At 60.4% G+C, this 10895-nt stretch carries 9 protein-coding genes, 2 tRNA genes and 1 pseudogene; 10 read left to right on the top strand and 2 right to left on the bottom strand.

Annotation, left to right across the window (positions count from 1 at the left end; genetic code table 11):
- Positions 1–132 (bottom strand): annotated as a pseudogene (locus DBR24_RS00075) (HlyD family secretion protein); the annotation flags it as partial.
- Between the two features lie 228 nt (positions 133–360).
- Between DBR24_RS00075 and gltX the strand changes: the two are divergent.
- From gltX to DBR24_RS00125, 10 genes are all read left to right on the top strand, one after another.
- A complete protein-coding gene (gene gltX / locus DBR24_RS00080; RefSeq protein ID WP_123463440.1) occupies positions 361–1842 on the top strand; it encodes a glutamate--tRNA ligase in 1482 nt (493 codons plus the stop codon).
- Positions 1843–2045: 203 nt separating this feature from the next.
- A tRNA-Ala gene (locus DBR24_RS00085) sits at positions 2046–2121 on the top strand.
- Positions 2122–2200: 79 nt separating this feature from the next.
- Positions 2201–2276 (top strand) — tRNA-Glu (locus DBR24_RS00090).
- Between the two features lie 181 nt (positions 2277–2457).
- On the top strand, positions 2458–2997 hold the full coding sequence (locus DBR24_RS00095) for a TetR/AcrR family transcriptional regulator (protein ID WP_123463439.1): 540 nt from the start codon (positions 2458–2460) through the stop codon (positions 2995–2997).
- 30 nt (positions 2998–3027) lie between these two features.
- The gene (locus DBR24_RS00100) at positions 3028–3861 is read left to right on the top strand and encodes an alpha/beta fold hydrolase (RefSeq protein ID WP_128613519.1); all 834 of its coding nucleotides are present in this window, start codon (positions 3028–3030) and stop codon (positions 3859–3861) included.
- Between the two features lie 46 nt (positions 3862–3907).
- The gene (locus tag DBR24_RS00105) at positions 3908–4357 is read left to right on the top strand and encodes a thioesterase family protein (protein ID WP_128613520.1); all 450 of its coding nucleotides are present in this window, start codon (positions 3908–3910) and stop codon (positions 4355–4357) included.
- Between the two features lie 87 nt (positions 4358–4444).
- A complete protein-coding gene (locus DBR24_RS00110; RefSeq protein ID WP_128613521.1) occupies positions 4445–5404 on the top strand; it encodes a tRNA-dihydrouridine synthase in 960 nt (319 codons plus the stop codon).
- Between the two features lie 121 nt (positions 5405–5525).
- Positions 5526–5972, top strand: coding sequence for an Hsp20 family protein (locus tag DBR24_RS00115; RefSeq protein ID WP_123463433.1), 447 nt, complete (start codon positions 5526–5528; stop codon positions 5970–5972).
- Between the two features lie 185 nt (positions 5973–6157).
- Positions 6158–6853: a DUF1266 domain-containing protein gene (locus DBR24_RS00120; protein WP_128613522.1), complete on the top strand. Its 696-nt coding sequence runs from the start codon at positions 6158–6160 to the stop codon at positions 6851–6853.
- The gene (locus DBR24_RS00125; protein WP_128613523.1) at positions 6850–9543 is read left to right on the top strand and encodes a DUF805 domain-containing protein; all 2694 of its coding nucleotides are present in this window, start codon (positions 6850–6852) and stop codon (positions 9541–9543) included. Before DBR24_RS00120 ends, DBR24_RS00125 begins: the two co-directional genes overlap by 4 nt.
- Here DBR24_RS00125 and DBR24_RS00130 read toward each other — a convergent pair.
- A partial coding sequence (locus DBR24_RS00130; RefSeq protein ID WP_128613524.1) for an Hsp70 family protein occupies positions 9540–10895 on the bottom strand: 1356 nt, incomplete at its 5' end. The genes DBR24_RS00125 and DBR24_RS00130 overlap by 4 nt on opposite strands.

Consider the following 10895-nt stretch of genomic DNA (forward strand, 5'->3'; position numbering starts at 1 on the left):
GCCCTGGACATAGGCGTTATCGGTGCTTTCATAAAAGCGCCCCTTGAAAAACCAATGGGCGAAGAAACCCCCGGCAATCAACAGAACCAGCAGCAGGAAAATAAACAGGCGACGCTTGAGTTGGGCAGGCATGGGCAAACTGTAGTCGAGGAATTGTAAGGAAAGGTATCAGTACGCGAATCTGGCACGAAGCCGATAAACGGTAAATGCCATCCGCCGATATTCGGCCATTCACCGCGCTGTATGGGCGTTCCAGCCGCAAACTTGGCTTAAATGCCCTGCCCGCTGGAGCGGGGCGGGTGTCGCCTGTTACCATTCGCCGCTTGATTGTTTTGCTTTTCATTCTTTTCGAGACATGCCATGACCACCGTCCGCACTCGCATCGCGCCATCGCCTACCGGGGACCCCCACGTAGGTACCGCTTACATCGCATTGTTCAACTACTGCTTTGCCAAGCAGCATGGCGGTGAGTTCATCCTGCGCATCGAAGACACCGACCAGTTGCGTTCGACCCGCGAGTCCGAACAGCAGATCTTCGACGCCCTGCGCTGGCTGGGTATCGACTGGAGCGAAGGCCCGGACGTCGGCGGCCCGCACGGTCCGTACCGGCAGAGCGAGCGCGGCGATATCTATCAGAAGTATTGCCAGCAACTGGTCGACATGGGCCACGCGTTCCCGTGCTTCTGCACCGCTGAAGAGCTGGATCAGATGCGCGCCGAGCAAATGGCGCGCGGCGAAACCCCGCGTTACGACGGCCGCGCGCTGCTGCTGTCCAAGGAAGAAGTCGCCGCCCGCCTGGCCGCTGGCGAACCACACGTGATCCGCATGAAGGTGCCGAGCGAAGGCGTTTGCGTAGTGCCGGACATGCTCCGTGGTGATGTCGAGATCCCGTGGGATCGCATGGACATGCAAGTGCTGATGAAGACCGACGGCCTGCCGACGTACTTCCTCGCCAACGTGGTCGACGACCACCTGATGGGCATCACCCACGTGCTGCGTGGCGAAGAGTGGCTGCCGTCGGCGCCGAAACTGATTCTGCTGTACGAGTACTTCGGCTGGGAACAGCCGGAACTGTGCTACATGCCGCTGCTGCGTAACCCGGACAAGAGCAAGCTGTCCAAGCGCAAGAACCCGACCTCGGTGACGTTCTACGAGCGCATGGGCTTCATGCCGGAAGCGATGCTCAACTATCTGGGCCGCATGGGTTGGTCGATGCCGGACGAGCGTGAGAAGTTCTCGCTGCAGGAAATGGTCGACAACTTCGACCTCAAGCGCGTGTCCCTCGGCGGGCCGATCTTCGACATCGAGAAGCTGTCATGGCTCAACGGCCAGTGGCTGCGCGATCTGCCGGTGGAAGAGTTCGCCGCACGCGTACAGAAATGGGCGTTCAACTCTGAGTACATGATGAAGATCGCGCCGCTGGTTCAGGGGCGTGTGGAAACCTTCAGTCAGGTTGCACCGCTGGGCGGGTTCTTCTTCGCCGGTGGCGTGAACCCTGATGCCAAGTTGTTCGAATCGAAAAAGCTTTCCGGTGATCAGGTTCGCCAGTTGATGCAGTTGATCCTGTGGAAACTCGAAAGCCTGCGTCAGTGGGAGAAGGACAACATCACCGCGACGATTCAGGCGGTGGTCGAATCCCTTGAGCTGAAACTGCGTGACGCGATGCCGCTGATGTTTGCCGCGATCACCGGGCAGGCGAGTTCGGTGTCGGTGCTTGATGCGATGGAAATCCTCGGCCCGGACCTGACCCGTTTCCGTCTGCGTCAGGCGATCGACCTGCTGGGCGGTGTGTCGAAGAAAGAAAACAAAGAGTGGGAAAAGCTGCTGGGCGCGATTGCTTAAGCACGTCTGACTCTGCAGGAACCGCCGAAGGCCGGGATCTTTTGATTCCGGCCTTCGGCGTTTTCCCCCCGGATTTTCGGGGGGAGGGCGGTAAGTGATTGTTATGCCGACAAAAAACTTTGAAATTTTTCAAAAATAAGTTTGACAGGCTTTCGATACGCCCTTAAGATTCGCCCCGTCCTCAGCGATGACATCAACGATGAGGGGCTATAGCTCAGCTGGGAGAGCGCTTGCATGGCATGCAAGAGGTCGACGGTTCGATCCCGTCTAGCTCCACCAATTTACACTTCGAAGCCTGGCCACACCGGCTTCGAAGCGATCAACACTCAGCGTTGATCAGTTGTATAGAAGGGTTTGCGTCCCCTTCGTCTAGTGGCCTAGGACACCGCCCTTTCACGGCGGTAACAGGGGTTCGAGTCCCCTAGGGGACGCCACGATTACCCGCTCTGCGGGATTTATAAGGGTCATTCAATTATTGAATGGCCCTTTTGTTTGTCTGGCGTTTGGCCAATTCTCCTTTTTCCTTACACTGTGCTTCAGACCAGCGGTCATATCCTTGACTTGCAGAATATTATTATGCGAATAATATTCTAGTCGTAATATTCGGAGGCAACGATGAACGATAAAAAAGCTCAAACCCGCGAACGCATCCTCAAGGCTGCCAGCGCCGCATTGATTCAGCGTGGCCCGGCAGACCCAAGCGTGGGCGAAGTGATGGGCGCGGCCGGCCTGACCGTCGGCGGCTTCTATGCGCACTTCGAAAGCAAGGACGCGATGATGCTCGAAGCGTTCAAGCAACTCCTGGGTCGCCGACGCGACCTGATTGCCGACATGGACGCCGACCTGACCGGGGAAGAGCGTCGCGCCTTGGTCGCGGCTTTCTATCTGTCACGCAAGCACCGTGATTCCAGCGACGCGGCGTGCCCGATTCCAGCCTCCATCGGCGAACTGGGCCGTTTGCCGGAGTCGTTCCGCGTGGCACTGAACGAGCATCTGGAGTTGATGATTGCGCAGTTGGCGTCCAGCCCCGAGGACACCGACAAAGCCCTGGCCGACGTGGCCTTGATGGTGGGTGGGCTGGCGCTCGCAAGGGCCCTGGGGCCGGGAGATTTATCCGATCGATTGCTGCGCGCGGCCAAGTCGGCGGTGCGTTGACCTGAAGGCAATTCGCCTGAGGAGAGAACGATGAACACGTTGAAGTGGATTCGTGGCGTTAATGGCACCTTGGGCTGGATTGCACCGAAACGGGTAGCGAGCAAAATGCGCCTGGCGTTCATGACGCCACGCACGCTGCCTTTGCGTGATTGGGAATTGCCGCTGCTGGCCAATTCCGAACGAATCACTTTGCGCTTTGGTCTCTCAGCGTTGCGCTGGGGCCAAGGCCCGACCGTGCTGCTGATGCATGGCTGGGAAGGGCGGCCAACCCAGTTTGCCGCGCTGATCACGGCATTGGTCGAGGCCGGTTACACGGTTGTGGCCCTCGATGGTCCGGCCCACGGTCGTTCGCCGGGGCGAGAGGCCAATGTCGTGCTGTTCGCCCGTGCCATGCTCGAAGCCGCTGCCGAGCTGCCACCGTTGCAAGCGGTCATCGGCCACTCCATGGGCGGCGCCAGCGCGATGCTCGCCGTGCAATTGGGGTTGCGCACCGAAACCCTCGTCAGCATTGCCGCGCCGGCCCGAATTCTCGGCGTGTTACGCGGTTTCGCACGCTATGTCGGCTTGCCGCCCAGAGCGCGTTCCGCCTTTATCCGGCAGGTCGAGCAGGACGTCGGCATGCGCGCCGCCACTCTGGATGTCGCGCACTATCAACTGGATATGCCGGGGCTGATCGTGCATGCCGAGGACGACACCTTCGTTTCGGTCAAGGAATCGCAGCTGATTCACGAAGCATGGTTCGACAGCCGTCTGCTGCGCCTGGAAAGCGGCGGCCACCAGCGCGTGCTGGCTGACCCTCGGGTGGTGGATGGCGTGTTATCACTGTTGGCCGGGCGCAGCCTTCAGGCGCGCCAATCGGCCTGAGCTCCGTTACACTGCCCCGGTTGAATCAATTGACCGGGAGTGGGGCATGAGTTGGGATCGGGCAACGCCGTTTACCATTGATCTGCAAGTCGGCGCCGAGGACATCGACGGGCTGGGCCACGCGAATAACGCGGTGTACGTGACCTGGCTGGAACGCTGTGCCTGGCGCCACTCGCAGCGTCTGGGGCTGGATCTGGTCGAGTACCGTCGGCTGGATCGGGCGATGGCCGTGGTGCGTCACGAGATCGATTATCTGGCCGCCGCTTACGAAGGCGATGAGCTGCAGTTGGCGACCTGGATCGTCGATTGGGATCAACGCCTGAAAATGACCCGGCATTTCCAGCTGAAACGCCCGAGCGATAACGCCACCCTGCTGCGCGCGCAAACCACGTTCGTCTGCATCGAGCTGTCCACCGGCAAGCCCAAGCGCATGCCGGCGGAGTTTATCGAGGGCTACGGTCCAGCAATTCAGGCCTCAGAATCTGCGCAAATCTAATCTGTAGGAGTGAGCCTGCAGGGGATCTGCGGTTTTTCTCGTAATCCAGTAAACTGCCGCACGTTTTCTTCAAGTAGTGTTTTCCCCATGCAAATTGCTCTGGCGCCCATGGAGGGGTTGGTCGACGACATCCTGCGCGACGTGCTGACCCGTGTTGGCGGCATCGACTGGTGCGTCACCGAATTCATTCGGATCAACGATCAGTTGCTCACACCGGCCTATTTCCACAAGTTCGGTCCGGAGTTGCTCAATGGTGCCCGTACCCGATCTGGTGTCCCGCTGCGTGTGCAGTTGCTCGGCTCCGACCCGGTATGCCTCGCGGAAAACGCGGCGCTGGCCTGCGAACTCGGTTCCGAAGTGATTGACCTCAACTTCGGCTGCCCGGCCAAGACCGTCAACAAATCCCGGGGCGGGGCGGTGCTGCTCAAGGAGCCGGAACTGCTCAATACCATTGTCGAGCACGTGCGCCGCGCCGTGCCGGCGCACATCCCGGTCACCGCCAAGATGCGTCTCGGCTTCGACAGCCCGGACGGCTCGCTGGTCTGTGCCACTGCGCTGGCCGAAGGCGGTGCCGAGCACATCGTGGTTCACGCCCGGACCAAAGTCGATGGCTACAAGCCGCCGGCACACTGGGAGTGGATTCCGCGGGTGCAGGATGTGGTCAAGGTGCCGGTGTTTGCCAACGGTGATATCTGGAGCGTCGAGGACTGGCGGCGTTGCCGCGAGATCAGTGGGGTCGAAGACATCATGCTCGGTCGAGGCCTGGTGTCGCGCCCGGATCTGGCCAGGCAAATCGCGGCTGCCCGTGCTGGAGAGGACGTGGTCGAGATGACCTGGGCCGAGCTGATGCCGCTGATCCAGGACTTCTGGCTGCAAGCCAAGGCGCAGATGACCGCGCGTCAGTCGCCGGGCCGTTTGAAGCAATGGCTGGCAATGCTGACACGCAATTATCCCGAAGCCACCGAGCTGTTTACCGTGCTCCGTCGCGAAACCGAGCCGGACCAGGTCTCGCGTTTGCTCGGCCTGCCGGTCGCCGAAGCGGCCTGAAAAAAATCTGCAAATACTCTCTTGAAATCATTTCAGCGGTCCCTATCTAAGGGGTACGCGATGCCGAATTCGGGTCGCGGAGACACAAAAACTTGCTGATTGTTTTCAGGAGATTTGAACCATGAGTACTGCATTTTCCCTCGCACCACTGTTTCGTTCCTCGGTGGGTTTCGACCGCTTCAACGACCTGTTCGAAACCGCGCTGCGCAACGAGCCAGGCAGCAGCTACCCACCTTACAACGTCGAAAAGCACGGTGATGACCAATACCGCATCGTCGTGGCCGCAGCCGGTTTCCAGGAAGAAGACCTGGAGCTGCAAGTCGAGAAAGGTGTGCTGACCATCAGTGGCGGCAAGCGTGATGCCAACGAAGGCGTGACCTTCCTGCATCAGGGCATTGCCCAGCGAGCCTTCAAGCTGTCCTTCCGGCTGGCCGATCACATCGAGATCAAGGCCGCCGATCTGAGCAACGGTCTGTTGAGCATCGACCTGTTGCGGGTGATCCCGGAAGAAGCGAAGGCCAAGCGCATCCCGATCAACGGGGCGCAGAAGCCGGCTCTGCAACATTGATTCACTTGCAGACACAAAATGTCTGAGCAGGCGCTGAGCCGCTGAATGAAGGCCCCGATACGTCGGGGCCTTTTTTATGGGCGTAAGAAAAGCGTTGTGCGACTTTGCCGCCGACAACGGTTTCTCTACAATCCGCCGCAGTTTTGCCGACCCCACTCCCTGGCGGTCGGCCTGGAGCCTTTTTCATGGACGATATTCAGCAGCGTTGGCTGTGCGCCCTTTCTGCGCCGATGGCAGCGCTCAATACCGGCGCCGGGTATGCCGACCCCGCTTTCTGCGACGACCGCTACATTGATCTGCGAGACAGCTGGGGGATCGATGATCGGCGGCAATTGTTCGAGATGCTCGAAGGGATGACCGATGATGGCCATGCCAGGCACCTCAGCGCGGCCTATATGGCCTGGCAGCGTTGTCTGCCGAGCGAATGGCAGGCCTTGCTTGCAGACCTGAGCCCCCGCCAACGTGTCCTGCATGAATTCGCCAGCCGTACATTCGGCAGCTGCGGTCCCGGGGGGATATTGTCTTGGGATTATGGGCGCATGGGCTTCCTCTTGCGTTGCGCGGTGCGCAATCAGTGGATCGATCTGGTCGAGAGCAACTGGCTGCACAGTCGCCTGGCCATCAGGGCGCAATTTCACTACGGCAGCTGGATGGCATATTTCAATGGCTTTGTGGTGGGGCGGACTTTTTGGTGCTGCTTGAGCGCCAGCGATGACGAGCTCGCTGGCGAGCTGGACCGGCAAGGCAACAGCGCTCATAACCTGCGGATCAGTCGCGGTCTTGCGCAGAACATTCCGCACTTTCTGGCCGATTTGCCTTGGCACATGGACATTGATCCGCCGCCACGTCCGATATCGCTCAAGGAGTTCGACTGGTCATGAGTTGCTGGATCCGACTGGGCATCGAGCCTACGACTGACGAAACCCTGATTCGCAATGCCTACCGCGCACGCCTGCCGGCGCATCATCCGGAGACTGACCCGGAAGGCTTTCAGACACTGCGCATGGCCTACGAAAACGCCCTGCGTCTGGCCCGTGCAGACGAGGAGGAATCCGAGCCAGAGCCCGAAGCGGCAGAGCCGACGGTCAAGGAGGTCCCGCAGACGTTCGTGGATTTCTGCGAACTGCTTGACGATCCTGCGCGACGCTTCAATTTCGCGGCGTGGCAGGCCTTTGTCCAGGCACTGGATGAGCTGTCGCTGGATGCACTGGATGAACTCGGCTGGGGGCTGTACCACCGGCTGGCCGACGCCGGTCCGTTGTCCTACCGTTGCGCAAACCTGCTGGCCAAGCGTATGGCCTGGGATCAACAGTTGCTGGATCTGGAGTTCAACGACGCCCAGCGGGTTGAAGCCTTTCTGCGGCGAATCGAGGCCCCCGACCCGTTCGACACGGATCTGATGAGCGCCTGGTCGGAGGCCGCGCAGACTGAATCGCTGTGGTACGCGCGGAGCCTGGACTTCATTTTCACCCAGCGCCCGCTCCATGAGTTCGCCGACTTCGCCAGTCAGCACACGTGCCTGCCGTTGCCGGATGATGCTGCGTTCATCAAGCGTCTGCTGGTGCAGTTCACGCAGGCGGGCATCGGAGTGTCGACATTTTTGCAGTGCTGCGTCGAACAGCAACGTGCAGCTCCGGATGATGTGGACTGGTTGTACCTGTTGGCGTGTCAGAGCAGCTTGTTGGGGCGGGACGATCAGGCACTGCCTTGCTGGATCCGGCTCTGGAACGAACATCGTCATCCGATGGCGGAAAGTCGTCTGCTGGAATTGTGTGCCAAGCGCCAGCCGAGCTTTCTGCCGCTGCTGATTCAGGCGTTCGATCGTCTGCAGGACTGCGCTGACTGGTCAGAGGATCTCGGGGATGAATGCCAGGTGTCTGGCAGCCCGTCGCAACGCCCGGAGACGCTGAATCGTTGGCTGGGTGTCGGGCGGCTGCAGTTGGAGAGTCTGGCCCAGAGTTTTGTCGACTGGCGCATGACGGGCGATGAGCTTCCATTGCTCGCACAACTGTTGGGTGAGAATGCCGACAGCCGATTGCTGCAGCTTTACCGGCACGCCTGGGCGTTGCATCGGGGCGACTCGCTGTTGCTGCAGCAGATTCTGGATGCACCGCTACCGGTCGATGCCCTCGAAAGCCTGGTCTTGAGCGGCTTCAAATATCAGGCCGGGCAGCATCTGCGCTGGTTGAGCAGGGCGCCGATTGCGCAGGCGATGGACGCTTTCTGCGAGGCGGATTCGAACTCGCGGCAGTTGCCGGAGGTGCTGACACAAGGCGAGCCGCACAAGGTCTGTCGTTTGTGGCTGCGACGCTTGCGGCCTTACAGCAGCGCAGCGCTGGAGCGAATGGCCGAAGCGTTCAGACTGAGTGCTGTCAAAGATGACTGTGACTTGTCCGAACTCGATTTGCTTTTGCAGTTGAGTCGTCGCGCAATTGAGTTGCCGCCGGTCGGCCTGGGCGCAGCTGCATGGGAGTGGCATGCCCAGAGCCTGTTTTTGCTGGCGTTGCTGGAGCAGCCGGAACGCTGGTTGCAATTGATTGATGCGCGGTGCCTGGAGCGTCTGTCGTTCAACCCCGCTCATCCTTTGGCTCGGTTGCAGCCATTGTTGCAGCGTTTGCAGCGTGAGCAAGGCAACTGTGATGGCTTACTGGGATGGCTGCAAGGCGATGACCCGGTTCACGGTTTGCTGGTGCAACAATTGTTCAGCGTACAACAGGCCCTCGACAGCGCCAGGTTGCCTGCCAATACCTTGCTTTACACTTGCGTCGAAAGCGACCGGGATGCCTGCGGCGACGATCTGCTGGGGTTGTTGATGTTCTGGGGCGTGCTCTATCACGACCCGAGCCTGAGCGCCGAGCAGCACCGGGCCTTGTTGCAATCCATCGCGGCGGTCAGTTGTGAGGACGACTGGTTCGAAGGTTTTCGCGACGGATTGATCAAAGGCGAGCCGGTGTGGCCACCGCGCAAGGTGTTGACGGATTTTGGCGTCGACAAACTACTGGCGTATGAGGCGCTCGATGCCCTCAAGGGCCTGATTCGTTATGGCGCTGCCGGTGTGCCGAAAACGCGAGTACTGCGCCAATTGCAGCAGGGCAAGGATGACGTGCAGAACAGCGTCGGCTTGCGGCTGGCGCTGTGTGCGTTGCTGTCCTGGTCGGAGCGTTTGCTATTGGCCAACAGTGATATTCAACCGGTACCGGCAGGTGCGATCTGGCGCCTCGGGTCGCGACTGGGACGCAAGGCTTTTATCGCTCAGGTCCTGGGGTGTTTGGTGATCGCACCGGTGGCGGGTCTGATCAGTGGCACCACGGCCGCTGGCATTCTTATCCTGTTGCTCGCTGTTCTGGTGTTGCTCGGCGCCATTCTGCGCCGCTTGCATGACATGGGTCGGGGCATTCCCACGTTGCTGATATTCATGGCGCTGTCACCGGTGCTGCCATTTTTGCCGTTGGTGCTGTTCGGCTTGCCAGGGGACAAGTTGCCCAACCGCTATGGCGTGCCGCCGGACAGCGGGGGTGGCGAAACACTGTCCGGCGGCCTGCAGGCCGCATTGCGCCGACTCAATGGCTAGAGGCGCAGTTGGTCCAGCGCCTTGTTGAGCTCTGAGCGGTGGCTCGCGATCTCGGATGATTGCTGGCCACCGAGGACCGCGGTGAAGCTGTGCAGCCATTCGGCAATGCGTTCGCGTTGCGTTCCGAGGCTCTGCATCCATGCCCGTTCCAGACGGGCCAGCAAGGTGCGGTTGGGCAATGCGTCGCGTGGATGGACCTTCAATGTGGACAGCCGGTTATGGCTGTCCCGGCGCGCCTGCTCATCCAGCCCTGTAGGACTGCGGTCGATACTGTGGCTGTGGCGATCACCGGTCTCGAGCAACGTGACGTCGACTTCGAGCAAACCATTGATGTCATAGCTGAAGCGTACATCCAGTTCCTGAATGTGATCGCAGGGCGTCAAATCGACATCGAAAGCCTCAATCAGGATGTTGTCGCGTACCCACGGTCGTTCACCCTGATAGACAGCAATACGGATCTGTTCCTGACGGGGGTGGGTGGTGTGATAGCGCTCCACCCGTGACGTCGGGATGATGGTGTTGCGTTCGATAATCGGCGAAAAAGCACCGTCGATGCCGTTGCCGCGCATGGTCGCGATGCCCAGCGTGTAAGGGCAGACATCGGTCAGAATCAGCTCTTCCACCGCGCCATCGCGCGCCTTGCACGCGGCTTGCGTGGCCGCCCCGAGCGCAACGATGGTGTCCGGGTCGAGATGCCGGTACGGCAGGCGCCCGAACAGCGTGGCGACCATTTGCTGCACCGCCGGCATCCGCGTGGCGCCACCGACCAATACCAGGCTGTCGAGATCGCGGGGTTTGAGCCGCGCATCGCGCAGGGCCTGTTCGATCGGTGCGCGCAGTCGGGCGAGTAGCGGCTCCCAGATCTTCACGGCAGCGGCTTCGTCCAGTGACCATTCGAACGTCGTGTCGCCGTGACGCCAGTTCAGCTGCTGTGTCCCTTCGCCGAGTTTGCACTTGAGTTGTTCCAGCGCGTCGCCAAGGCTGGCCATGCCTTGCGCATCAACCATTGACGGGTTCAGTTGCCAGTTTTTCAGACACGCCTGCAACAGCGCGGCGGTGAAGTCTTCGCCACCGAGGAAGTTGTCGCCGGTGGACGCATGCACTTCAATCAGCGGGAGCGCGTATTCCAGCACCGTGACGTCGAACGTACCGCCACCCAGATCGAAAATCAGTGTGCGTTCGAACTTTTGCTCGTGCAGCCCGTAGGCCATGGCGGCGGCGGTCGGTTCGTTGATCAGGCGCGTGACGGCAAGGCCGGCCAGCTCGGCGGCGAACAGGGTGCGCTTGCGTTGCTCGTCGCTGAAGTACGCCGGCACGGAAATCACCGCTTCAGAGACCGGGTGGCCGAGGAA

The sequence above is a fragment of the Pseudomonas sp. HMWF006 genome, assembly GCF_003061205.1.
Taxonomy (GTDB): Bacteria; Pseudomonadota; Gammaproteobacteria; order Pseudomonadales; family Pseudomonadaceae; genus Aquipseudomonas; species Aquipseudomonas monsensis.